Origin of the sequence: Jeotgalicoccus sp. ATCC 8456 (assembly GCF_016313225.1) — a bacterium.
GTDB classification, from domain to species: Bacteria; Bacillota; Bacilli; order Staphylococcales; family Salinicoccaceae; genus Jeotgalicoccus; species Jeotgalicoccus marinus.
Window position 1 is genome coordinate 1,243,374 of the sequence record NZ_CP066224.1, and the last position, 24,506, is coordinate 1,267,879.

The following is a 24,506-nucleotide window of genomic DNA, read 5'->3' on the forward strand; positions in this document are numbered from 1 at the left end:
CCCAAAGGGAGCGTATAAAAATGAAACAAATCATTCTAATCTTACTTACTGCATTTAATATTTATAGCTTGATCAATATTAATTTAACATATCAACATGATGACCTCATTGCCTTGCTCAGTTCAAGGATTATTTTACTTGCTGTCTCTATTATCTTACCTGTTCTTTTCTTTATAGTCGGTTCATCCAAAAGCATTAAATTACTATCTATTATTTCTATTTTAAGTGGTATTGCTCATTTTGCAATTATCGCTTTAATTTACATTTAATTTCTTAAATATTGTAGCATATTTAACTCAATTGTTCTTTTCAGAGTACCTTTTAGGAGTCGATTATATGAGAGATTTAGGCGTTTATTTCGGAACATTTGCCCCATGTCACGTCGGCCATTTTGAACAAATTGTTCGTGCAAAAAGAGAAAATCATCACGCCGTCATCATCGTTTCAGGTTATGACGGCGATCGAGGCGATAAGATCGGTATGAATGTTGAACACAGAACACGTGCGATGCGTCAACTTGTTAAAAATGATACCAATGTCACTGTCTTACAACTTAATGAGACTGATATCCCGCGTTATCCAGATGGCTGGCAGTCTTGGCTAAAGATGCTTTCTAGCCTAATTAAGAAGACCAAAGATGAACTTGACTTTGATGTACAAAAGCTAACTCTTTACGTTGGAGAAAGCGAATATGTGGAACCACTTGAAAGCTTTTTTACTGACTACTGGCCAGAACTCGACATCAAAATGACTATGGTTGACCGAAAAATTTTAGGAATTAGTGGTACAGAGATTAGAGAGACCCCTATTTTGAACTGGGATTACGTCACACGTCCATTTAGACGTTACTTCGTGCAAAATGTATTAATAACAGGCGCACCTAACAGTGGCAAATCAATGTTGACTGAGGATTTAGCAAGACGGTATTCATCGAGTTATTCACTTGAGTACGCTAAAGAATATTTTAAAACACATCAACTCTTGCCACATGAACTGGATGCGAAAGATTACCATGCAATTGGCATCGGCCAGTTCGACTTAAACCGTGAGCATATACACTCAAGTGCGACGCGTAAGATTTTTTTCGCCGATACAGATGTGATGTATTCGAAAGTCTACAATATGTTAAGCAACCAAGAAGATAAAGCATATGTCAATCAAATATTCGAACATTATATCCAACTTCAAAACTGGGCATTGATATTTATCTTACCTCCAAAGTCACATGCAAATGATGATGAAATTAAGTTTTACAACAAACTACTAGAGGAATTAAAAGCATATAATCTCATGGACCAGGCGGTCATTTTAAATGAAAGTTACCAAGAAAATTACCTCCGTGCACATCAATTATGTGATGAATTACTAGAAGATGGCAAAGATAACTGAATTTTAAATTTATTTTGTTATAATTAATGTTAATCTATCCAAGAATTAGGAGTGGTATTTGTGCAGGAAGAATTGTTATTAACTCCAGGCCCTACGCCTGTTGCTAGACGAACATACCAAGCAATGTCGCAGGGTATTATCCCACATCGCACCCAAGCCTTTAAAGATTTAAGTGTTAGAATTCAGAATCGTCTTCAACCATTATTCGGAACTACTCATCCTGTAGTGATTTTAACCGCTTCAGGTACGAGTGCACTAGAAGCAGCGATGGTCAACTTCGTAGAAGAAGGCGAAAATATCGCCATCATCGTAAGTGGTGTCTTTGGTGGTAAATTCAAGGATATCGCCGAGCGTTATAACTACAATGTCCATGTTTACAATGTTGAATGGGGACGTGCTGTTGACCCTGTGGCATTTAAAGATTTCTTAGCAACCATTGATAATGTATCTGCAGTCTTTACACAGGCATGTGAAACTTCTGCTTCTGTACTCCACCCACTGAATGCACTCGGTAAAGTGGTAAAAGATTATAATGCACAAACACTTTTTGTCGTCGATGCAGTGAGTGCCTTAGGCGGTGCGGATATCAATATGAAACGTGACGATATTGACGTCTTAGTCTCGGGCAGTCAAAAAGCATTAATGCTACCACCGGGTCTTGCCTTCGTTGGCATTAACGACCTGTCATATGAAAAATTAAATCAAGCATCAGATAAGCGATATTACCTAGATTTAAGAATGTACTTAAAGTCACTCGAAGATGATTACACACCTCAAACACCAGCAGTGACCTTATATCAAGGTTTGGATGATGTCTTAGAAATGATTGAAGAAGAAGGGTTAGAAGCTATCTTTTCACGTCATAAAAAAATGCAGCAGATGATAAGAAGGGGTGTAGAGGCTTTAGACTTAGAACTATTAGTAGGAGAAGCTGATGCTTCACCCACTGTCACTGCTGTAAAATCGTCACCTGAAGAAATTACCTTAATTAAAGACAGTCTGTTTAATGATTATGGTATATCCGTTGCTGGTGGTCAAAAAGATCTGTCAGGAAAAATCATACGCATCGGACATATGGGCTTTATGTTCCCGAAAGATATGCTAACTATACTCAGCGCCTTAGAAGATATATTAAGTAAACTCAGACAAAAAAACTATTATGGAAAAGCCCTTACTGCCTACGAGGAGAGATGAAATGGTCAAACATAAGGTATTAGTTCTAGACCCAGTGAGCCAAGATGGAATTGAAGAATTAATCGCTCATGATGATTTTATCGTTAGCAGACAAGAAGGATTATCAGAAGCACAGATTATCGATATCATCAGTGACTTTGAAGCGGTCATTGTCCGTAGCCAAACGACCATGACCAAGAGAATCATTCAGCATGCTCAAAAATTAAAGGTGATTGCGCGCGCAGGTGTTGGTGTTGATAACATTGACATTGATGCAGCGACTCGACATGGCATCATTGTTATCAATGCACCTGAAGGTAACACGATATCTGCAACAGAGCATACGATGGCTATGCTCCTTACCATGGCAAGAGACATACCTGAAGCATATAAAGAACTTACATCTGGTATATGGAACCGCGGTGCGCATAAGGGTGTTGAACTCCAAGGTAAAACTCTCGGTATCATTGGCGCAGGTAAAATTGGTTTTGGCGTCGCTCGGCGTGCAAAGAGTTTTGGTATGAAAATAGTGGCGTTTGATCCGTACTTATCAGATGAAAAAGCCAATGATAATGAAATTGAAAAAATGGAAGTGGATGAACTAGCAGCAGTCGCAGATTTCGTCACTGTGCATACGCCACTCACCCCACAAACGAAAAGCCTGATTAACAAAGACTTCTTCAACAAGGTTAAAGATACAGGAATTTATGTAATCAACGTTGCTCGAGGTGGTATTGTAGATGAAGTTGACTTACTAGAAGCACTTGAAGCGGGAATTGTTAACGGGGCCGCCTTGGATGTGTTTGTAACAGAGCCCCCAGATAATACAGCTTTAATAGAACATCGCCGTACAGTGGTAACCCCACACCTCGGTGCCTCTACAGTTGAAGCACAGGAAAAAGTCGCTGTAAGTGTATCAAAAGAGATTATTGAGTACTTCTTAGACAACAAGATCACACATGCTGTCAATGCACCGCGTATTTCTAGTTCTGTAACCGAAGAACTGAGACCATATCTGTCTGTCGTTAAGCATCTCGGACAGTTTGGAATCCAACTCTTAGATGCCCCACCACACGAAGTTAAAATCAAATACTATGGCGACCTTGCAGTTGATGATACGAGTATTCTAACTCGTACTTTTGTCAAACATGTCTTAGAACCGCACTTTGCAGATGAGGTAAATATTATCAATGCACTCTATTATTTAAAAGAACTCGGCGTTACCTATAATATTGAAAAGAATCCTAAGGCTGATGGTTACACTAACTATTTAGAAGTCGAACTCATCAACGATAAAGAACACGTCACTATCGGTTCATCCAGTATCCCAGGATACGGTGAACGCTTGGTAAAACTGAATCAATACTCGATTGACTTCAAGCCAGAATCTCATATCCTAATTATTGAACACACTGACCGACCAGGTATTATCGGTGAACTCGGTGCCTTGTTAGGAGAAGATTTGGTCAATATCGCTTCCATGCAGCTCGCCAGACAAGTACGTGAAGGTGATGCGATGGTGCTCTTCACCCTAGATAATCAAGTACCGGATAAGACGTTAGAGAAAATCAAAGACATTAAAAACATTCATAAAGTGCACACTATTATTTTGGATTAGTAATAAGGTCCATCCGTTTCAGTTAACGGATGGACCTCTTTTCGGTGATAAGTCACTGCTTTTTAACTCACTTATCACCATTATCACTTCTAATGCTCCAGCTCTTTAATTGCTAAAGGGACATCTAATACATTTTCCATAAGGTGGCTCTCTTTTACACCGAGCTCATAAAATGTGTCTTTTATATCTTCTCCAGTTAGACCAGTTAAGGGGCATAAGAATGTCGCACCAATTGCCTTTGCACAGTAAAAGTCTGCAACAGAATCCCCTACAATATATATCTGTTCATCACTAACATTTTTACCGTGAACTGCTTCTTCGAACAATGTATCGTTGTGCATATATAAGCTCCATAGGTAAGAAAATGGATGTGGCTTAGTCAGTGCATGGTCTACCTCGCTCTTCTCCTGTGAGGCCATCACTTCACTTGCCGTAGAAATTCTACGCTGATCAAAGCACTCATCAAGCCCACCTTGTTCGAAAGGGAGCAAAGTTTCTTGTCTTGGTCGTCCAGTTGCCACACCAATGGTATAGCCCGCTTCCTTAAGTTTTTCTAGCATATCAACAATTAACTGAGGATCAACAATCCACTCTTCATCATGAATGAAGCCTGTCTTATCCAATTCTTCTGCAGCCTTCCCTGTATCCGCTTCGACTAAATCACTACCTAAATACCACTCTTGGTATTTATAGTGACCTAAAGACCATAGTGCTCCATACAATTGAAAGCTCCCTTGATCAGAAAAACCTTCTAGCTCACCTGCTTTGTCAATAAGCGCCTGGTAAATATCTTCCTTTGAGTTCAACGTCCCTTTTAAAAAGTCGAGTACTTTTTCTGGACGAACTGTCACGTCGCCTAACATATCGCCAACTTGATTTAAATCGTTCAAGTTCACACCGTGTAGATTTAATTTTTCCTGCTCTAAGATGTCTAAATATATGACAGAAAACGTTATAAACAGCATATCCCAATTGGAGTTTAAGCCCGCTTCTTTAAAGGATTGTAGGATTTTATCGTTAACAAAAATAGTATTACGGATGTCGGCAATCTCTTCATCCGTATATATTGCTTTAAACTTCCTACCGTCTAAATTTAAATAACGCGGATTGTATAATAATTCTTCAACTGTAAGCGTAGATACATCAAAGCATCGTTCTTCGCTTAAGAATACACCGTCAACATCAAATAAAATTGTGGCCATAATACCACTCCAGTTAATTATTTATATTATATTTTTAAGTTTGCCACAGCCTTTTCTAAATGTCGACTGATTTACCAAATTTTCAGGAAACTCAGACCTTTTATCAATTCTTAAATATATGTTTAAAAAAGCTGTCATTTGTAATATGATTAACGTAGATTGTAAACTTTATATTGAGTTTATTAATTTGTGAATAAGAATGTAAAATTATTATAATTTGGAGGACTTTTTATGTCTCTTAGTCCAATGGAAGTTATCTTTATGTTCCTCGGCGGACTCGGTATCTTCTTGTATGGTATTAAACAGATGGGGGACGGTCTTCAAGCCGCCGCAGGTGACAGATTAAGAGAAATCTTAAATCGTATGACTTCTAACCCTATCAAAGGTGTACTTGCTGGTATCATTGTAACTGCCTTAATACAAAGTAGTTCAGGTACAACAGCAATAACAATTGGACTTGTCAGTGCTGGATTTTTAACACTTAGACAAGCCATCGGCATTATCTTAGGGGCAAACATAGGTACGACAATCACAGCATTTATTATTGGTTTAGACGTTGGAGCGTACTCACTTCCAATTTTGGCTTTGGGTTCATTTTTATTATTCTTCTTTAAGAGTAATCAAGTAATCAATATTGGTCGTGTTTTATTTGGTTTTGGTGCCTTATTCTATGGTTTAGAACTCATGGGAGATGGCGTAAAACCACTAGCAGATTTACAATACTTTAAGGACTTAATGCTGGCAATGAGCGATAACTCATTCCTTGGATTAGCAGTTGGTGTCATTCTAACTGTTGTAGTACAAAGTTCTAGTGCGACAATCGCGATTCTGCAAAATTTCTATGCGAATGATCTAATAGATTTACAAGCAGCACTTCCAATACTTCTTGGGGATAATATCGGAACAACAATAACAGCTATATTAGCCGCATTGGTCGGTTCAATTGCCGCCAAACGTGCAGCCATGGTACACGTCATGTTTAATGTAATCGGTGCAACAATATTCATGATACTAATGCCATTCTTTGTTATATACGTGGAGCAACTACAAGGTTTACTTGCTTTAAATAAACCAATGACCATTGCCTTTGCTCATGGGTCATATAACTTTATAAACACATTAATACACATACCGTTTGTTGGTGTTCTTGCTTGGATTGTGATTAAGATTGTTCCAGGTAGAGATTTCTCGGAAGACTTCAAACCTAAACATCTCGACCCACTACTTTTAAAACAATCACCGAATATTGCAATTCAATCAGCACAAAGTGAAATTAAAAACCTAGGTGAACTTGTCCTCAGTACTTTACAAGATGCACGTCGTTATAGTGACAAAGAAGATGCGAAACTTTATAAGCAAATCGAAGACAAGATAAACGTCGCATCAACTTTACAAGATAGCATCCGTAATTATTTATTAGACATTACTAAATATGAAGTATCGCAAGAAGATACTGAACGTATCAGTACCTTGCTCGAGATTTCTCGTATTTTAACAAAAGTTTCTACTCAAGCACATAATCTGGCTAACCAATACCATATTAAATACGAAGAAAAAATTGAGTTATCAGATGAAGCTAAAGAAGGACTTGAACATCTTTACAATCACGTATACGAATCATTTACGTTAGCGCTCGATTCAATAGATATATATAACCCACAAACACTTGAACATATCGTTAGATTAAGTCAGAAATCCAATCGTATAGAAAACAAACTTCGTAAAGAGCACATCAAACGCCTATCAAGAGGTGAATGCTCAACTGATGGTGGTATGCTATACGTTGAATTAATTTCTAATCTAGAACGTATTGGTTATAATGCTAGAAATATTTCTGAAACTAACTTAAGTACAGGTGTAGACGAATTCACTGAAGACTTCACAGTTTACGATTAAACTTAATACAGAGATTAAAAAGTCATAAAATAAACCCACACTTAGAAATAATCTAAGTATGGGTTTATCTGTATTGAGTATATCCTTAATACTGGTCTAGATAGTGCTCTAATTCCCAATCGGATACGTTAGAACGATAACCATCCCATTCTACAAGTTTGTGCTCATAGAAAGCCTTAAAGAGGTGTTCACCAAGTGCTTCTTTAACAAGTTCACTATCACGCATTTCTTTAAGGGCATTATATAGCGTTGATGGTAAATCTTCTACACCGTTCTGAACACGTTCTTCACGAGTTAACTCATATAAATTAAGGTCGATTGGCTCTTGTAATTCCAATTTGTTTTTAATGCCATCTAAACCGGCCTTTAAAATAACTGCTAATGCGAGGTATGGATTCGCTGATGGATCTACAGAACGCACTTCTACACGAGTTGATAAGCCACGTGAAGAAGGAATTCTCATTAATGGTGAGCGATTACGTTTAGACCAAGCAATATAACTTGGTGCTTCGTAGCCAGGTACAAGTCTCTTGTAAGAGTTAACAAGTGGGTTTGTCACTGCAGTGAAGCTTCTGACGTGTTTTAAAACTCCAGCCATAAAGTATTTCATGTCTTGACTCAAGCCATCTTCAGCAGATTCATCAAAGAATGCATTCTCTTTTCCTTTAAACAATGAAACGTTAAAGTGCATCCCGTTACCGTTAATTCCAAATAATGGTTTTGGCATGAATGTCGCATGTAAGTTATGTTTTCTTGCTACTGTTTTTACGACAAGTTTGAATGTTTGGATGTTATCACAGGCAGAAATTGCATCAGCATACTTAAAGTCTATTTCATGCTGACCTTCAGCAACTTCATGATGTGATGCTTCAATATCAAAGCCCATATCCTCTAACTCAATGACAATATCTCTACGGCAGTTTTCACCGGAATCAGTCGGTGCTAAATCAAAGTACCCACCGTGGTCGTTAAGTTCAGTTGTCGGCTTCCCATTTTCATCCAATTTAAATAAAAAGAACTCAGGTTCTGGCCCGAGATTGAAAGATGTATAGCCCATGTCAGTCATTTCTTTAAGTACAGATTTTAAGTTTGTACGAGGATCACCTTCAAATGGCGTTCCGTTAATATTATATACATCACAAATTATGCGTGCCACTTTGTCACCTTTTGACGTCGTCCAGGGGAAAATTGTCCAAGTTGTTAGATCTGGCACAAGATACATATCTGATTCGTGGATACGTGTGAAACCTTCAATTGAAGAGCCGTCGAACATCATTTGGCCATCAAGGGCTTTATCCAATTGACTAAATGGAACCTCAACGTTTTTAATTGTTCCCAAAATATCTGAGAATTGTAGTCGGATAAACCTAACGTTTTCTTCTTTAGCGGCATTGAGAATTTGTTCTCTTGTTATATTTTCCATAACTCACACCCTTTATAAGATTTGGACCAAGGCCCTTAAAAACTCATGTTAAAATGTTACCACAAGTAAATATCAAACGCAATTAGCATATAAAATAAAAGAGAAGGAGTCCCACACTCCTTCTCTAAAATGTTTTAGAAAACACCTAAAATATTTACGATAAATATTAAAAAAATAATCGCTGGCAAAATGTATTTTAACATAAACATCCACGCTAAAAATACACCATAATACTTACCACCCTCAGTTAAATTGAATTGTTCCATTGTCAGGTTTTTATCCATTATATGACCGACAAAAATAGAAGAGAATAAGGCACCAACCGGGAGTAAAATATTAGAGACTAAAAAGTCTGCATTATCAAAAATAGTTCCGGTAAAAAATTGTACATCATTTAGCACACCTTCAGATAGAGCAGAAGGTATACCAATCATAAAGACAACCAATGCATATAAATAAGTGACTTTCTTACGATGTTTTTGATTACCTTTTAATGTATTCGCTACGTTGATCTCAATCATTGAGAACGATGAGGTTAACGTTGCGAATAAGAATGCTATTAAGAACATCAAATAGAAAATAATACCGAACGGAATGGCATTAAAGATTTCTGGTAGGACTATAAAGACTAAACCAGGCCCTTCGACACTTTCCATATTAAATGACGCAATTGCAGGAAAAATCGCTAAACCTACCATGACAGAGACAGCGATATTCATTATCACAATGTATCCTGCAGATTTTGGAAGGCTTTCATCACCTTTTAAATAAGATGAATATGTGATCATCTGTGTGATTCCCACACTCAATGCGAAGAATGATTGACCAAGCGCAAACATTACTGCATTAGCATTTAATTCACCAAAATTTGGTGTTAAGAAATACTTTACACCCTCAAATGCACCAGGGAGGCTAAGAGACCGAATAATAATAAATAAAAATAAAATAAATAGCAAGGGCATCATGATTTTAGAAGCGCGTTCTAAGCCTTTTTGAATCCCTTGTGCAACGACGAAGGCAGTAATAAAGATAAATACGCCTTGCCCTAAGACTGCAAACAATGGATTACTAATAACCTCTCCTAAAAGTGTTCCGTAGTCTTCAACAACATATAAACCGAGTAAATCCATTAAGGCAATGACAAGATAGATTAAAATCCATCCACCAATCACACTGTAAAAGGATAAAAGTACCATTGTACCTAGATGGCCTAACCACCCGAATATTCGTAAGCTTTTCTTACCACTTAAGTATTCAAATCCATCTATTGCATTCCGTCTTGATGCCCGCCCGATGACAAATTCACTTATTAATAACGGCAAACCGATGAGGATGGTAAATAATAGAAAGACAAATAAAAACGCGCCTCCACCATGTTCAGCTGTCATATAAGGGAATCTCCATACCGCTCCGAGACCAATAGCAGAACCTGCTGCAGCAAGGACGAAACCAAGTTTAGAGTTCCAGTTATTCTCTGACAAATTTATACCTCTTTTCAATACTAATGTTGGTATTCTATCATATATGTGAAACAAATAATATAACCAAAAAAGCTGAAAGAGTTAACAACTCTTCCAGCTAGTATACTCATTTTTACTTTAGTTCGGATTGTCTTCTAATTCTGGGATAGATTTCTCTAGATATTGACGGTCTTTATTTGCATTAAAATGATCTGCTTTCTCCATTTTTACATCTGTAACGTAGTCCGGCATTTCTACGAAGCTTTCGTAGATTCCTTTTTCTACTAAGAAGTTACCTTCTGGGAAGTGTGCTCCAATATTACCTTCTTTAATGTCCGCATAACGAACGAATCCTTGGAAGACACCATTCTTGTTGTAAAGTACGACTGCTTCCCCGTTTTCTAAACCTTCTTTACTCGCATCTTTCTCATTAACTAAGACGTCATAACGTCCCATAGCATTGAATGCGTCATTTTCACCGTAGATCATTGCGTTAAATTGTTTACCACGTCTCATCAACAATTTAAACTCTCCAGCTTTCTTATTGTTGTCTGGAATATCCATAGTAATTAAGTTCGCTCTACCATCTGGTGTCGGGCAAACACCGCCTTCACATAACCATGCACCACCGTATTGGTAAACATCTCCAGCTTTCTTAAGATATTGAACACCATCATACTGTGGGTTACCCTTAGCAATTTCATTACGGATATCTTGACCTGATTGGAAATCAATTAGGTGAGATTCTTCCGGTTTAACGCGTTTAGCAAGGTCAACATAGATTTGCCACTCACTTCTAGCTTCAGCAATTCTGTTGCGGTTACCTTCGATTTCTGGTGAGAAGTAAATCATTCTTTCAGTTGATGTAGATAAGCCACCGCCGTCTTGCTCATAACGCGTTTTAGCAGGTAATACAACAACTGCTTCTTTCGCATCAAGTAGCGTAGATGTGTTTAGGATAATATCTTGGTGCACACGAATATCTAGGTTCTCTAAAGCCTTAGCGACGAAGTTTGGATCTGGCATCGTTTCTAAGAAGTTACCACCAGACATGTAGTAAAGTTTAAGTTTTTTCTCATTGTCATCAGGTAGCATTGAGTTTTCAATTGTTACACCAACACTGTCCCCTGGCCATTCTGGAAGTTTGAAGCCCCAAAGGTCTTCAATACGTTTACGGTTTTCATCATTATAATCTCCACCAGGTAAGGAGAATGGATCTGCACCCATTTCACCTGATCCTTGCACTGAAGAGTGTCCACGAAGTGGCATAAGGCCTTTGTTCTTACCACCTAACCAACCACGTAGTAAGGCAAGGTTAGCAACTTGTGAAATATTGTCAGTTGCGTGTTTGTGCATTGTTAGACCAAGCGCCCAAACCATAACACCATTTTTAGCTTGAGCAAGTATGTTTGAAAACTCGATGATTTTCTCTTTAGACACACCAGATGATGCAACAATCTTATCCCAGCTCTGGCTCATCGCATTCTCTTTCATATCCTCATAGTTGTTAACGTGTTCTTTAACGAAATCATGGTTGATTGCTGAACCTGGATTCTGTTCTTCAAGATCAAACCAGTGTTTCATTACACCGTGCATTAAAGCGATGTCTCCACCAATGTTTACTTCGTAGAATTCATCCGCAATTTCTGTACCGAATAAGGCAGATTCAACCACTGAAGGTACCCAATAGTTTTCCATTGCCGGTTCTCTATAAGGGTTAATTACAATAATTTTTGCACCGCGTTTTTTAGCTTCCATCATATATTTAGTTGATACTGGTGAAGCATTTGAAGCCACACTACCCCAGAATACTAATACATCAGTACCTAACCAGTCTTGATAGTTACAAGTTGATGCCCCAACACCAACTGAACGTTTCATTGCTGATTTACTTGGTGAGTGACAGATACGTGATGCGTTATCAATATGATTTGTTTCTAAGTAACGCGCAATTTTTGCAGCGACGTAATAAGACTCGTTTGTAATACCACGACTTGTTAAATAGAACGCATATTGAAGTGGATCTAATTCTTTCATTTTGTCAGCAATCGTATTCATAGCCTCATCCCAAGAAACTCTAATGAATTTACGATCACCTTTACGACGAATCATTGGATAAGGAATACGACCAAGTTCACGTAATTCCGTACTGTCCATCTTGCGTAACTCATCTATGTCCTGGTGTAATATCTCAGGCTTGATTGGCGGTGCTGTATTTAAACGTAGAACGTTAAAACGTGTTGTACACATGTGTGGTCCATTTAAGGTTTGGTCTTGTAAACCAGATACACCTAGTGCACAGCCATCACACACACCTTTTAATATAATATTCTTAGCATAGTTCAAGTTGTCTCTATTTTTCCAAACAATCTTAGCTGTATCTCTCATGTGATGTGGTTTAACTTTTGTTAAACCGAATGGAACAGGACTGACCCATAGTTTAGGATCCCAACGCTTAGTCTTGTTTATAGGACCCGGGTGAAGAGTTTTCCCCATGATTACACTCCCTCTATATTATAATAATTCCATTGTACACTATTTTTAATCTTTGCTCAGACCCTGTGCTCATTTTTTACTTTAAGCTTTCTTATATCAAATCTTATAATAATCGAAATGATTAGTGCGACAACGAACATAGCCACAAAGATATAAAGTGACAAGGCATAACTTTGTGTTGCTTCATAGATTTCCGCAACAATAAACGGCCCTGCTAAACCAGCCGCTGCCCATGCTGTTAAAATATAACCATGGATGGCACCAAGCTGTTTCGTTCCAAAAATATCGCCAATGTAAGCAGGAATTGCTGAGAATCCACCACCATAACAAGTAATCATGATGAATAGTAAGATTTGGAATAGTATCCCGTTTGTTGTAAACGGTAAAATTGCGAAAACCCCAATCTGTAACACAAAGAAGATTGTATAAAGATTTGGACGTCCAATATAATCGGAAATAGATGCCCAGATTAAGCGTCCAGCACCGTTGAACACACCCATAATCCCCACCATGACAGCGGCTGCGCCAGCAGAAAGGCCTGCAATTTCAACACCCATTGGGCTCGCAACAGCTAATATAGCAATCCCACATGTGACGTTGATAAAAAGCATAAACCATAAGAAGTAAAAACGCTTAGTTTTTATAGCTTCATTTGCAGTAAGTTGCGCTAAGTCTAAACTCGCTGTTTTTGTTTCTTCTATAACTACACCAGCTGGTACATAACCTTCTGGCGGTTTCTCTAAATAAAGACTCGCAACTAACATAATAACAAAATAAATGGCACCTAAAATAAAGAAGGTATTTGGTATACCTACGGACTCAATAAGAAAACGCATGACTGGACTCGCAATCATCGCAGCAAAACCAAAGCCCATAATTGCCAATCCTGTTGCCATACCACGTCGATCTGGGAACCATTTAACAAGTGTAGACACTGGTGTAATGTAACCAATACCTAGACCTATACCTCCAAGCACTCCGTATCCGACATATAACAACCATAGCATTTCTAACTGAATTCCAAAACCTGCTGTAATCATTCCTAAAGCAAAGAACACTGTAGATACTAACCCCGATTTCCTCGGCCCCTTGGCTTCTACAAAATGTCCCATGAAAGCTGCAGATAACCCCAAAAACAAAATAGCAATACTAAAAGTAAACGATACTTGGCTAAGTGACCATCCGATAGATTCTTGTAAAGGCGTTGTAAATACACTCCATGCGTAGACAGAGCCGATTGAGATATGTATTCCCACACCTGCAAGCGCTATCAACCAACGGTTTTTCTTTGTCTCCATTTTTATTCCCCCTGTTTGTTTGACGAAGTTCCGAAAATTGAAATTTCATCTTAGTTGTGATTATATTAAGAAAAACAGATATTTACAATATGTTTCGATTAGGAGAAATTAAAATGGAAATCGTTACTAAAAATACGATAAGACGTTATGACGATGGGAAGTTTACTGAAGTAGAAGATACGATAGCAGAAGAGTTTCCTCTAACGATATATTTAAATGATGTAGAGTTTGCCACTTTAGTATGTTCACCAGATGATTTAGAAGAACTTGTCATCGGTTTCTTAGCTTCAGAAGGTGCACTCAGATCATTTAAAGAAATCGAATCGATGAACATAGATGAGCGAGGTGGCTTTTGCCATGTCAAGATTTCAAGAGAACTCCCTAAAAATTTCGGTGATTTCTCAAAACGTGTAATCGGATCATGCTGCGGTAAAAGTCGTCAGTTCTATTTCCAAGCCGACGTAGAAACTTCTAAATTCTCACTGTCAGATACAAAGATCACACCAGACCAATGCATTAGTTTGATGAAAGAAATGCAGAATGCAAGTACAATTTTTAAGGATACAGGTGGTATCCACAACGCAAGTATCGCTTCACCAGATGGGACGATCATTCATAAAGGTGATATCGGCCGACACAATGCTCTAGATAAGTTATACGGTCACTGTTTACAAAACAACATCTCAGTCAAAGATAAGATCATTGTCTTTAGTGGAAGAATTTCATCAGAAGTACTCACCAAGGCATCTAAAATCGGTGTGGGTATTGTTCTAAGTAAGTCTGCACCAACTGATTTAGCAATCAATCTTGCTAATGATTTAAATATTACCGCTGCAGGCTTTATACGTGGTAGTTCATTTAACGTGTATAGTCATCCTTGGCGCATTGTTGGTGCTGATGATGTAGAGTAAAAGGGTGAGACTTAAGTCTCACCCTTTATTCTATATAGTTATCCTTATCAAGTTCACCGTGCTCTAGACCTAGGGCATTGTAGTGCCCATTCATAAGTTGCGCAATTTTTTCCGCCCAGGCGATATCTGTCGCGTAAAGATGTGTACCTGGATTCTCTGGATTCCATCTCATCCTATATAATGTGTTTTGATTGTTGTTGATATAGTTCTTCCTAATAAATTCTGCCCCACCATCAATGGCACGCGCTGGTGCTGACCAATTCGCTTGTTCGGCATAAGACGATCCTTCTAAAACAGCATCATGGTCAAAAGCCCCGATGCCAAAAAAGTTATAGTAAACCGTATCATTAACTTGGATTCCTGAAGCGAGTTCAGACTGGCCATGACCAGTTTCTAAAGTCGCGTGAGCAATTAAGTATATTGCATTAATTTGATGATTTTGCTCCGCATCATAAAATGCCTGACCTTCTCCCTCTAGGATGCCTTTACCTTCTAGTTCCTCATTTAATTGTTCTACAGTTGCACCAGATAATTCATCTAATCGGAGAAACTGATAATCATTACTATTATTCATGTTCATAGCATTTTTAATATCATTATCATTCGCCTGTTCTGTCGTTTCATCTACAAGTTTTAAGTCAGTTGTATCATTAGAAATTTGCATACTTACCGCTTCTTCAAAGGTATACGTATGTATCTCCTCCTCATCAAACAGTGACGTTTCAGACACTATAAATGCGAATACAAATAGTGCCATGACGATAATCAATAATATAAATGGTATATTCTCTTTTACCCTATCCATGAACGTCCTCCAAAAATAAATGAGACTGACAATGTCAGTCTCATTCTCATGTTATCAGTATATTGTATTATCAGGACCTTAATCAAACAACACTTTTTCAAGTTGCTTTAACTTCTCCTGACTTTCAGCATCAAGAGATTCGATAGTTATGCGATGCTCAAGAAGATCGGTTGCTTCTTCAATAGAAATACCAATCGCTTCACTAATCTGATATGCAGTTAAATTGCCTTTTAAAATGTTAAAATCTGTCTCCATAATATCACCTGTCTTAAAGATTCTAAATTATCAAGAGCTAAACTAGCATACAAAAATCGTACGCACGTCTATATGTGTATTTATGAAGCTCAAGACAAAAACGCTACGTATTAGTGAATTTTTTTACTAGTAGATTCATTAAACTACATAATTCATTGCTTTTCAAGCTGACTTTATGAATTATTACAAACAGTTTACATTTTTATAGTATCATACCTGCAATAAAACCTGTAATGACAACTGGAATATTTAAAAAGATAAATGTAGGCACACAGGTATCCCATATATGATCATGTTGACCATCAACGTTTAAGCCTGCCGTTGGACCAAGGGTAGAATCAGACGCTGGACTACCTGCATCACCTAGAACACCAGCAGTACCGACAATTGCAATTATCGCTGACATGGACAGACCAAGTTCAGCACCCATCGGGACAAAAATCGCTGTAATGATTGGTAAGGTCGCAAATGATGAACCTATCCCCATCGTCACGACTAGGCCAACAATCATCATACCAAGTACAATAAATGCCTTATTATCTCCAAGTATATCAGAAATACTGTTAACCAGTGGTGTCACATCTCCAGTCTCATTAATGACGCCAGCAAAACCGTTAGCTGCTAACATTACCATTCCAATATACGCCATAATCTTAATGCCGTTGACAAGCTCGGTATCAAGTTCCGACCATTTAAATCTGAATGACAAGAAGAAAATCATAATTCCACCGAGCGCACCAAAGATCATAGAATCAGTATAGAACTGTACAGTAAAGGTAACGATAATAGCAGTAATCGCTGTCACAATAGTGCTAGCACTGACTCTTATTTTCTTTGTAGCTAGCTCACTTTCTTTATCTATATACTTACGTGATTTTCTAAAATACCAAGTCGCGATAATTAAACCGAATATAAAGCCAGATGCTGGTATCAACATATTTGGTGCAACATCTTGAAAGCTGATTTCTACACCTGCATTGCTAAAACTTTTTACGATTGTATTTTGAAAAATTTGTCCGTAACCAAAAGGTACTATCGCATAGGTAAATGTCAAACCGAATGTAAGTACGATTGCTAGCAATCTTCTGTCTATTTCCAATTCATTAAACAAGCTAATTAAAGGTGGAATCAGTATAGGTATAAAGGCAATATGTACAGGAACTAGATTCTGACTCATCATTGCGATAATTAACAAGGCCAATACGATTGAAATTTTCGCAATAACTCTCGCTTTTTTCGTTTGATTACGCTGTAATATAGATAGGATTTTATCTACAAGGACATCGGTAATTCCACTGTATGCTATCAGGGCAGCAAATCCACCGAGTAAGGCGTAACTTAGGGCAATTTCTGAACCTTGAACAATGCCCCTGTAAACACAGTAATTACTTCACTTAAATTCATACCTGCTATTAAGCCACCGGCTATCGCTCCGATGAATAACGCTAAAATAACGTTAAGCTTACACAGGCTTAAGACCACCATAATTAAGATGGCGATTAAAACTGAGTTCATTCTTTCTCCTCCATAATTTTTTGATAATTTAGATATTGACTACAAATCGCTTTCACTGATACATTGTATATTATTAATTACTGGGAAACGGAAGGTGCATTCCATATGCCTATTAAAATAATTGAAGGCTTACCTGTTAGAAAACAATTGCAACAGGAACAAGTATATACCATAGAATCGTCACGTGCGATATCTCAGGACATTCGTCCACTAAAAATTCTTATCTTAAATTTAATGCCGCTGAAGGAAACAACCGAGCTGCAGTTGTTGCGCCTACTTGGCAACTCTCCCTTACAAGTCGATATCGACTTTTTACATATGTCTACTCACAAAAGTAAAAATACGCCGACCTCATATCTGCAAAAGTATTATAAAACGCATGATGAAATTAAAGATGAACATTTTGATGGCTTAATCGTTACCGGTGCGCCAGTAGAGAAGTTCGATTTCGACAAGGTAGCCTACATCGATGAGCTTAAAAAAGTGGTCGATTGGGCACAATCACATGTCTTTAGTCGCTTCTATATTTGCTGGGGGGCACAATTTGCTTTAAACTATTATCACAATATCGATAAACTTCATTTAGATGAAAAACTTTTCGGCATCTTTGACTATCACAACGTCTTACCTAGCCACCCTTACATTCGTGGTTTTGATGACATCTATCAAGTTCCACAGTCTAGACATACTAAAATAAATGAAAAACAGGTGAGGGCTGTAGATGATTTAGAAATTCTGTCTGAGCATCCGCTTTTTGGACCAGATATTATCACTTCTACTAGTCAAAGAGATTTATTTATTTTCGGTCACTTAGAGTACGACCGTGACACGCTTAAAAAAGAATATGACCGTGACATAGAAGCTGGTGCGGATATTCAGCCACCATATAATTATTACCCGGGTGATAACCCGAAAGAAAAACCAATGTTTCAGTGGCGAAGCCATGGTCATCTACTCTTTAACAATTGGCTTAATGAAACTTATCAAAATACGCTTTATGATCTTACTAAACTTCATAAGTTAAAATAAGAAACTGCTGCAGCGAACCTGCAGCAGTTTTTGTTAGCATGTTTTTGTAACCTTATTATTTAACGCTTCACTCTGTCTTGTTCTTGAGAGTTCCATGAGGCGTTTAGTGAATTCACGAGCGTATTTATCTAGCGTATGGTCTTTTAGATAAGTTACATTTTTCTCAATGACCTTATCTTCACGTGCTTGATCTAAGACAGGAATATTATTCGCACGCTTATAATCTGCAATTTCCCTTGTTATATTCATTCTTTCTTCAAACAATTTCATAAGTTGGCGGTCAATACGATCGATTTCATTGCGTAACTCTTCATGTCTCTCCATGGTAAACCTCCTCTATTATTTCGTTAAGATAGGACAATCAATTTTTTTACCCTCAAGCTCCAACAGGACATTTATTGACTGCATTAAGTCAGAGAACTCTGCAGGTGTCAGACATTGTTGGCCGTCACTCCAAGCATTCTCTGGATCTTCATGAACTTCGATTTGTAAACCACTTGCACCTGCAACGACTGCAGATTTTGCCATTGAAGGAATAACATATCTTGTACCTGCAGCATGGGATGGATCAACAATAATAGGTAGATGAGATTCCTTTTGTACTACCGGTACAGCTTGAATATCTAATGTATTACGTGTAGCTGTTTCAAATGTTCTGATACCACGTTCAACAAGTACTACATTTTCATTCCCACCAGCCATGATGTACTCAGCTGACATTAACCATTCTTGAATTGTTGCCGACATTCCACGTTTTAAGTAAATCGGTTTGTTCGTTTGACCTAAGGCTTTAAGTAAATCAAAGTTTTGCATATTTCTCGCACCAATTTGGATGACATCCACCATATCAACGAATGTATCAAGATGGTCTGTACCCATGAGTTCAGAAACGATTGGTAATCCTGTTTCTTTCTTTGCTTCATTTAGAATTTTTAAGCCTTCGACACCAAGCCCCTGGAAACTATATGGTGATGTTCTAGGTTTGAATGCACCACCGCGCAGTGAATTTGCACCTGCTTCTTTAAGTTTAATTGCGAGTTCCACTGTGCTGTCTAGATCTTCAACAGAGCAAGGTCCTGCACACATCATAAAATGATCTGCTCCGACTTTAACACCATTTCCAATATCTATTACACTATCTTCTTCTTTAAAACTTCTGTTCGCTTTCTTATATGGCTTTTGAATTCTGTACACCCCGTCCACGATACTGTATTTTTTAAAATCATTTTCAGAGACTTTGGATGTATCGCCGATTAGACCGATGATTGTTCTTCTTTCACCATCAGAACGGTGCACTCTAAAACCCGCATTTTCTACTGCTGTAACCAATGTCTGAATGTCATTTTCCTTTGCGTCACGTTTTACATGAATAATCATAAATATAGCCTCCTAATAATTTTAAAAATAAAACTGCCACTTAACTTTAAAGATAAGTGGCAGTAGGTATAAAAAAATATATTAGAAGTCCCGACCTCTAGCCACTTATTTTTAAGTAAATGGCTAGACATTACAAAATCTTCAGCCATCATTGATACAAACAATTTGTTTTACGTTTGTACAAATGATGAGTACAAACGGTATCAAAAATAGCTAAAGTAAAGCGTGTTATTTGGTTGTATAATCTTGTGAGTTAACATAATAACCGCTCCTTGTAATGTATTTGATAGTTATTATAGACTCGGCTTTTTCGTTTGTCAAACCAAATCTCAAAATTGATTAAATCTTTACATAATTTAGTCATTTACTGTATAGTCATTAAGATAACAATACTTGGAGGCATATTTATGAACATCGCAATTATTGGTCTAGGAAATATAGGTGGCTCATTTGCCAAATCAATAAGAGCAAGTTTCCCTAACTATAAAATATATGCAATCGATATCGATACGGTTACTCTAGATAAGGCACAATCAATTGGGCTAATTGACGGAGGTTCTGATGATTTCACTGCTATTATACCTAAAGCAGATTTAATTATCTTTTCTGTTTACCCTACCTTACTCAAGAATTTAGTCGAAAGCTACGTCCCATACTTTAAAAATGGTGTTGTCATTACTGATGTGACCGGTGTTAAATCATCTGTAATCAATCAAATTGAACCCCTTTTACCTAAAAGTGCGGACTTCATTTTCGGTCATCCAATGGCAGGTCGTGAGAATCGCGGGCTAGAATTTAGTAGTCGTGAGGTGTTTATTGGCGCAAACTATTTAATTACACCCACTAGTCGGAATCTCGAGGAAAATATAGACTTCCTTAAAAACTTTGTTAAACAACTTGGTTTTGGTAATATATCTGTGATCACACCTGATTTTCATGATGAGGTGATTGGATTTACCAGTCAACTCGCCCATGTCATAGCGATTTCTTTAATCAATAGTGATGATACTAACCGCAATACAAAGCAATACACAGGGGACAGTTATAGAGATTTAACACGTATAACAAATATTAACGAAAAACTTTGGCCTGAATTATTTATGATGAATAAAGATCACCTTATTAAACATATTGATAATTTCAAAGTACAACTTGATAAACTGACTCAAGCAATTGAGAATGACGATGTTTCGACCATGGAAAACATGATGGTCGAGAGTACTAAACGCTACATGGATCTCCATGATTTGAATGAAGAGTAAACACAAAAAGCGAGACCTGAAGTGATCACTTCAGGTCTCGCTTTTTGTTTCTTAGTATACTTTATCCCCGTTGAAAATTGAGTTTTTAACGATGACATAGTCTACATTTCTGATTGATTCTAAATCTTTACCGCCTGCATATGAAATAGATGACTGTAGGTCCTGTTGCATTTCTACTAAAGTGCCTTCAAGTGGCCCTTTATATTCAACGTACATTTTCTTACCTTCAACGTTTTTGTGTTCACCTTTTTGGAACTCTGAAGCTGAACCAAAGTACTCTTTATATTTCTTACCATTTTCTTCGTAAACTACGCCTGGCGATTCTTCGTGGCCAGCAAATAGTGAACCTATCATCACCATTGAAGCACCAAATCTTACTGATTTCGCAATATCTCCATGCGTACGAATCCCACCATCTGCAATAATTGGTTTAGATGCAGCTTTTGCACATAGACGTAGTGCAGCAAGTTGCCAACCACCTGTACCGAATCCAGTCTTAATTTTAGTAATACATACCTTACCTGGTCCAATACCTACTTTAGTTGCGTCTGCACCCGCATTTTCCAATTCACGTACGGCTTCTGGTGTACCGACGTTACCTGCGATTAGGAAAGATTCTGGAATATGTTTCTTAATGTGTTTAATCATATCCATTACACGGTCTGAGTGTCCATGTGCAATATCGATAGTAATATAGTCAGGTACTAAGTTTTCTTCTTTTAATTTAAGCACAAAGTCATATTCTTCAGGCTTGATTCCAACACTAATAGATGAGATCAAATCTCTTTCTTGCATCTTTTTAATAAAATCGATACGTGTCTCTGGGTTAAAACGGTGCATAATATAAAAATAACCATTTTCCGCTAAGTATGTGGCTATATTTTCGTCAATAATTGTTTGCATGTTAGCTGGAACGACTGGTAGTTTAAATGTGTGTTTTCCAAATTGAATCGAAGTGTCACACTCTGATCTGCTGTCAACAATACATTTGTTCGGAATTAACTGTATATCTTCATAATCAAAAACGCTATCCATGATAAATGCTCCTCTAATCCGTATATTAATTACATGATATTATTATCTCGTTCGCCAATAGGGATTATAAGGGATATGAATTATAAAGTCAACGAAAGACGTTGAAATAAAAAAGAACCGAAAATTTTCGGTCCTATCCTTTAAATATACTTGCAAGTTTACCGAAGAAGCCTTTCTTCGGTTCTTCAATTTGTTTTTCTACAGAATCACCATAGTTAAGGTTTTCTGGCTGTGTTTCTTTTTCTTCGTTAGATTGACTCATATCCACACTTGTTTTTGGCCAATCTATTGTGTCATCAGTAGATGGCTCAGGAGGTGCTTCCTCTGATATATGATTTTCCTTAGGTTCAGTTGCCTCAGATTCAGTTTTTGAAACTTCTTCTGTTGAAGTTCTAGTATCTTCAGCTTCCTCTGTTACATTTACTTCTTGTTCTATAGTAGAGTCATCAACTTCTTCCACACCAGGCGCCTCTGTTTTAATCGTTTCAGTTAATGCAGCCGGTTCCTCAGTGACTTCTTCAGATACAGTCGTTTCTGTCCCGTCTTCAGGTACTGTTTCAGATTCTAACTCATCTGCAGTTGAAAGTACCCCATCTTCTTCAAAAGCTGTATATTCAAGCGCTGCACGATCATATTCTTCAAGTCTTTGAACCAGAGTATTGATATTCGTTTTTAATGCTTTGTTTTCATTTTGTATTTCGTCTAATTTCTCTAATACAAGTGAAAACATTCTTGAAATATCGTGGTTCGACATATTAGAAACTTCGTTTGTCTCTTCTGAAGAATCTTCATCGAAACTATTTAAGTTCTCTATAATCTCATCTGCTGCTGAATCCAAAGTATTACCTGGAGATTTAGCAATTCTAATCATTTCCTGGAGGATGCTTACATCCTTTTTAGAGAAGAGTCTACGATTATATTCATCCTTAGCCACTTCATAATTTCTATCCTCAAGTAACCTAACATACTTTCTCACATTCTGATCGGATAACTCGACCATTTCTGTTACTTGTGCGGTTGTATAATATATAACGTTCCGAGACTGGTTCACCGTATCACTCCTGTAGGTTTAATACAATCATTATAACGCCTATCGTTACAAATTTCTAGATGCTTTATAGTGTTGTAACGGCGTTGCACCGTCTTAATTATCGAAATATTCCATTAAAACATTGACTTTGCTAGCTACTTTTATATATATTTAATCTATCTTTCAACAAATACATAAGAAGAAAGGACGTTACATATTGGATACTAAACTTTCACAAATATCATTAAATCCAGACCATACTGGAGCAACAACAAATCCTATTTATTTAGCCACTGCCTATGAACATGAAGGTGTAGGTAAATCAACTGGTTTTGATTATACAAGAACTAAAAACCCTTCAAGATCATTCTTTGAAGAGGCATTTGCTGACTTAGAGGGTGGCTATCAATCATTTGCAACTGCGAGTGGAATGGCCGCTGTTCAACTGTGTTGTAATCTATTCAACAGTGGGGATGAAATATTAGTAAGTTTTGACCTTTATGGCGGTACATTTAGAATTTTTGATTTCTATGAAAGAAAATATAATATAAAATTCCACTATGTCGATTTTAATAATGAAACGACATTAAAAAAACACATAAACAATAATACTCGTGCATTCTTTATAGAGCCTATTACTAATCCTTCAATGGAAAAAACTGATTTAAAACCTCTATATAAGCTCGCTGAACAACATGAAATTCTCACCATTATCGACAATACATTTTTAACACCTTATCTTTCGCAACCCTTGACTGAAGGTGCAGACATTGTACTTCATTCAGCAACTAAATATATTGGTGGACACAATGATGTATTAGCAGGTGTTGTCACTGTTAATAATCCAGAATTAGCAGAACAATTATTCCTATATCATAATATGGTTGGTGCAACACTCTCACCAATTGATTCTTTCCTTTTACTTAGAGGGCTTAAAACCCTACATATTCGTATGGATCGCTCAATTGAAAACGCCAAAAAAGTGGCTGCCTATTTTAATGGACATAAGAGTATAAAAGACGTACTTTATGCTGGAACTACAGGCATGCTCAGCTTACGTTTCAATGACAACTATAGCGTCAATAAATTCTTAGAGAATATTGAAGTATGTACTTTTGCAGAAAGTTTAGGTGGAACTGAAACCTTTATCACATTCCCATTCACACAAACTCATGCAGAAATGCCTGATGAGGAAAGATTAAAACGCGGTATCGATGATACTTTAATCCGGTTATCAATTGGTATTGAAAATGCAGATGATATTATTAATGATATCGAACAAGCTTTAGAAAAATCTATAAAATAGAATGCACTATAAAAACCCCTTTCGTT

The 24,506-nt window shown here is 37.3% G+C and carries 20 protein-coding genes and 1 pseudogene; 9 read left to right on the top strand and 12 right to left on the bottom strand.

Annotated features, from left to right (window positions below; translation table 11 throughout):
* The first annotated feature begins 20 nt into the window (after positions 1 to 20).
* From JEM45_RS06460 to serA, 4 genes are all read left to right on the top strand, one after another.
* Positions 21 to 269 carry a hypothetical protein gene (locus tag JEM45_RS06460; RefSeq protein ID WP_026865814.1) on the top strand — a complete coding sequence of 83 codons (249 nt, stop codon included), beginning with the start codon at positions 21 to 23 and terminating at the stop codon, positions 267 to 269.
* A 67-nt stretch (positions 270 to 336) separates the two neighbouring features.
* Positions 337 to 1,389, top strand: coding sequence for an AAA family ATPase (locus tag JEM45_RS06465; protein ID WP_026865815.1), 1,053 nt, complete (start codon positions 337 to 339; stop codon positions 1,387 to 1,389).
* Between the two features lie 60 nt (positions 1,390 to 1,449).
* On the top strand, positions 1,450 to 2,583 hold the full coding sequence (locus tag JEM45_RS06470; protein WP_198687131.1) for a pyridoxal-phosphate-dependent aminotransferase family protein: 1,134 nt from the start codon (positions 1,450 to 1,452) through the stop codon (positions 2,581 to 2,583).
* Between the two features lies 1 nt (position 2,584).
* On the top strand, positions 2,585 to 4,180 hold the full coding sequence (gene serA, locus JEM45_RS06475) for a phosphoglycerate dehydrogenase (protein ID WP_026865817.1): 1,596 nt from the start codon (positions 2,585 to 2,587) through the stop codon (positions 4,178 to 4,180).
* Positions 4,181 to 4,269: 89 nt separating this feature from the next.
* On the opposite strand, the gene JEM45_RS06480 is transcribed toward serA, so the two are convergent.
* Positions 4,270 to 5,382 (bottom strand): HAD family hydrolase, encoded by a 1,113-nt coding sequence (locus tag JEM45_RS06480; protein ID WP_198687132.1) that lies wholly within the window; start codon positions 5,380 to 5,382, stop codon positions 4,270 to 4,272.
* Between the two features lie 231 nt (positions 5,383 to 5,613).
* Here JEM45_RS06480 and JEM45_RS06485 point away from each other — a divergent pair, with 231 nt between their 5' ends.
* Complete coding sequence (locus JEM45_RS06485) at positions 5,614 to 7,278, top strand: Na/Pi cotransporter family protein (protein ID WP_198687133.1); 1,665 nt, start codon at positions 5,614 to 5,616, stop codon at positions 7,276 to 7,278.
* Positions 7,279 to 7,363: 85 nt separating this feature from the next.
* On the opposite strand, the gene glnA is transcribed toward JEM45_RS06485, so the two are convergent.
* From glnA to JEM45_RS06505, 4 genes are all read right to left on the bottom strand, one after another.
* Positions 7,364 to 8,701: a type I glutamate--ammonia ligase gene (gene glnA / locus JEM45_RS06490; protein ID WP_026865820.1), complete on the bottom strand. Its 1,338-nt coding sequence runs from the start codon at positions 8,699 to 8,701 to the stop codon at positions 7,364 to 7,366.
* A gap of 134 nt (positions 8,702 to 8,835) precedes the next feature.
* On the bottom strand, positions 8,836 to 10,188 hold the full coding sequence (locus JEM45_RS06495) for a sodium-dependent transporter (RefSeq protein WP_235678959.1): 1,353 nt from the start codon (positions 10,186 to 10,188) through the stop codon (positions 8,836 to 8,838).
* Positions 10,189 to 10,299: 111 nt separating this feature from the next.
* Positions 10,300 to 12,657: an FdhF/YdeP family oxidoreductase gene (locus tag JEM45_RS06500; protein WP_166627143.1), complete on the bottom strand. Its 2,358-nt coding sequence runs from the start codon at positions 12,655 to 12,657 to the stop codon at positions 10,300 to 10,302.
* A 56-nt stretch (positions 12,658 to 12,713) separates the two neighbouring features.
* Positions 12,714 to 13,955 (bottom strand): L-lactate MFS transporter, encoded by a 1,242-nt coding sequence (locus JEM45_RS06505; RefSeq protein ID WP_198687135.1) that lies wholly within the window; start codon positions 13,953 to 13,955, stop codon positions 12,714 to 12,716.
* A gap of 113 nt (positions 13,956 to 14,068) precedes the next feature.
* Between JEM45_RS06505 and fdhD the strand changes: the two genes are divergently transcribed.
* Positions 14,069 to 14,866 carry a formate dehydrogenase accessory sulfurtransferase FdhD gene (gene fdhD, locus JEM45_RS06510; protein WP_035855233.1) on the top strand — a complete coding sequence of 266 codons (798 nt, stop codon included), beginning with the start codon at positions 14,069 to 14,071 and terminating at the stop codon, positions 14,864 to 14,866.
* A 25-nt stretch (positions 14,867 to 14,891) separates the two neighbouring features.
* On the opposite strand, the gene JEM45_RS06515 is transcribed toward fdhD, so the two are convergent.
* The 3 genes and pseudogenes from JEM45_RS06515 to JEM45_RS06525 all read right to left on the bottom strand — a co-directional run bounded on the left by JEM45_RS06515 (position 14,892) and on the right by JEM45_RS06525 (position 17,441).
* Complete coding sequence (locus JEM45_RS06515) at positions 14,892 to 15,671, bottom strand: N-acetylglucosaminidase (protein ID WP_026865824.1); 780 nt, start codon at positions 15,669 to 15,671, stop codon at positions 14,892 to 14,894.
* A 78-nt stretch (positions 15,672 to 15,749) separates the two neighbouring features.
* The gene (locus JEM45_RS06520; RefSeq protein WP_156889119.1) at positions 15,750 to 15,926 is read right to left on the bottom strand and encodes a hypothetical protein; all 177 of its coding nucleotides are present in this window, start codon (positions 15,924 to 15,926) and stop codon (positions 15,750 to 15,752) included.
* A 202-nt stretch (positions 15,927 to 16,128) separates the two neighbouring features.
* Positions 16,129 to 17,441, bottom strand: a pseudogene (locus tag JEM45_RS06525) (Na+/H+ antiporter family protein).
* Between the two features lie 105 nt (positions 17,442 to 17,546).
* On the opposite strand from JEM45_RS06525, the gene metA reads away from it, so the two are divergent.
* Positions 17,547 to 18,470 carry a homoserine O-succinyltransferase gene (gene metA / locus JEM45_RS06530; RefSeq protein ID WP_198687136.1) on the top strand — a complete coding sequence of 308 codons (924 nt, stop codon included), beginning with the start codon at positions 17,547 to 17,549 and terminating at the stop codon, positions 18,468 to 18,470.
* Between the two features lie 33 nt (positions 18,471 to 18,503).
* Here the strand turns inward: metA and JEM45_RS06535 are convergent, their stop codons facing one another.
* Both JEM45_RS06535 and aroF read right to left on the bottom strand, forming a co-directional pair.
* A complete protein-coding gene (locus tag JEM45_RS06535; protein ID WP_198687137.1) occupies positions 18,504 to 18,794 on the bottom strand; it encodes a chorismate mutase in 291 nt (96 codons plus the stop codon).
* A 15-nt stretch (positions 18,795 to 18,809) separates the two neighbouring features.
* The gene (gene aroF, locus JEM45_RS06540; RefSeq protein WP_198687138.1) at positions 18,810 to 19,847 is read right to left on the bottom strand and encodes a 3-deoxy-7-phosphoheptulonate synthase; all 1,038 of its coding nucleotides are present in this window, start codon (positions 19,845 to 19,847) and stop codon (positions 18,810 to 18,812) included.
* 407 nt (positions 19,848 to 20,254) lie between these two features.
* Here aroF and JEM45_RS06545 point away from each other — a divergent pair, with 407 nt between their 5' ends.
* Positions 20,255 to 21,109 (top strand): prephenate dehydrogenase, encoded by an 855-nt coding sequence (locus JEM45_RS06545; protein ID WP_026865829.1) that lies wholly within the window; start codon positions 20,255 to 20,257, stop codon positions 21,107 to 21,109.
* Positions 21,110 to 21,160: 51 nt separating this feature from the next.
* Here JEM45_RS06545 and guaC read toward each other — a convergent pair whose 3' ends face one another.
* Together guaC and JEM45_RS06555 are read right to left on the bottom strand one after the other, a co-directional pair.
* Positions 21,161 to 22,144: a GMP reductase gene (gene guaC / locus JEM45_RS06550; RefSeq protein WP_035855240.1), complete on the bottom strand. Its 984-nt coding sequence runs from the start codon at positions 22,142 to 22,144 to the stop codon at positions 21,161 to 21,163.
* 133 nt (positions 22,145 to 22,277) lie between these two features.
* On the bottom strand, positions 22,278 to 23,195 hold the full coding sequence (locus tag JEM45_RS06555; RefSeq protein WP_198687139.1) for a hypothetical protein: 918 nt from the start codon (positions 23,193 to 23,195) through the stop codon (positions 22,278 to 22,280).
* A 193-nt stretch (positions 23,196 to 23,388) separates the two neighbouring features.
* On the opposite strand from JEM45_RS06555, the gene JEM45_RS06560 reads away from it, so the two are divergent.
* Entirely contained in the window at positions 23,389 to 24,480 is a 1,092-nt protein-coding gene (locus JEM45_RS06560) for a PLP-dependent transferase (protein ID WP_026865832.1), read from the top strand.
* The last annotated feature ends 26 nt before the right edge of the window (positions 24,481 to 24,506 follow it).

Excerpts from the sequence above, each read along its gene's own strand:
- JEM45_RS06460 (WP_026865814.1), top strand. The coding sequence starts at position 21 with ATGAAACAAATCATTCTAATCTTACTTACTGCATTTAATATTTATAGC.
- JEM45_RS06465 (WP_026865815.1), top strand. The coding sequence starts at position 337 with ATGAGAGATTTAGGCGTTTATTTCGGAACATTTGCCCCATGTCACGTC.
- serA (WP_026865817.1), top strand. The coding sequence starts at position 2,585 with ATGGTCAAACATAAGGTATTAGTTCTAGACCCAGTGAGCCAAGATGGA.
- JEM45_RS06480 (WP_198687132.1), bottom strand. The coding sequence starts at position 5,382 with ATGGCCACAATTTTATTTGATGTTGACGGTGTATTCTTAAGCGAAGAA.
- JEM45_RS06485 (WP_198687133.1), top strand. The coding sequence starts at position 5,614 with ATGTCTCTTAGTCCAATGGAAGTTATCTTTATGTTCCTCGGCGGACTC.
- glnA (WP_026865820.1), bottom strand. The coding sequence starts at position 8,701 with ATGGAAAATATAACAAGAGAACAAATTCTCAATGCCGCTAAAGAAGAA.
- JEM45_RS06500 (WP_166627143.1), bottom strand. The coding sequence starts at position 12,657 with ATGGGGAAAACTCTTCACCCGGGTCCTATAAACAAGACTAAGCGTTGG.
- JEM45_RS06505 (WP_198687135.1), bottom strand. The coding sequence starts at position 13,955 with ATGGAGACAAAGAAAAACCGTTGGTTGATAGCGCTTGCAGGTGTGGGA.
- fdhD (WP_035855233.1), top strand. The coding sequence starts at position 14,069 with ATGGAAATCGTTACTAAAAATACGATAAGACGTTATGACGATGGGAAG.
- JEM45_RS06515 (WP_026865824.1), bottom strand. The coding sequence starts at position 15,671 with ATGGATAGGGTAAAAGAGAATATACCATTTATATTATTGATTATCGTC.
- JEM45_RS06520 (WP_156889119.1), bottom strand. The coding sequence starts at position 15,926 with ATGGAGACAGATTTTAACATTTTAAAAGGCAATTTAACTGCATATCAG.
- metA (WP_198687136.1), top strand. The coding sequence starts at position 17,547 with ATGCCTATTAAAATAATTGAAGGCTTACCTGTTAGAAAACAATTGCAA.
- JEM45_RS06535 (WP_198687137.1), bottom strand. The coding sequence starts at position 18,794 with ATGGAGAGACATGAAGAGTTACGCAATGAAATCGATCGTATTGACCGC.
- aroF (WP_198687138.1), bottom strand. The coding sequence starts at position 19,847 with ATGATTATTCATGTAAAACGTGACGCAAAGGAAAATGACATTCAGACA.
- JEM45_RS06545 (WP_026865829.1), top strand. The coding sequence starts at position 20,255 with ATGAACATCGCAATTATTGGTCTAGGAAATATAGGTGGCTCATTTGCC.
- guaC (WP_035855240.1), bottom strand. The coding sequence starts at position 22,144 with ATGGATAGCGTTTTTGATTATGAAGATATACAGTTAATTCCGAACAAA.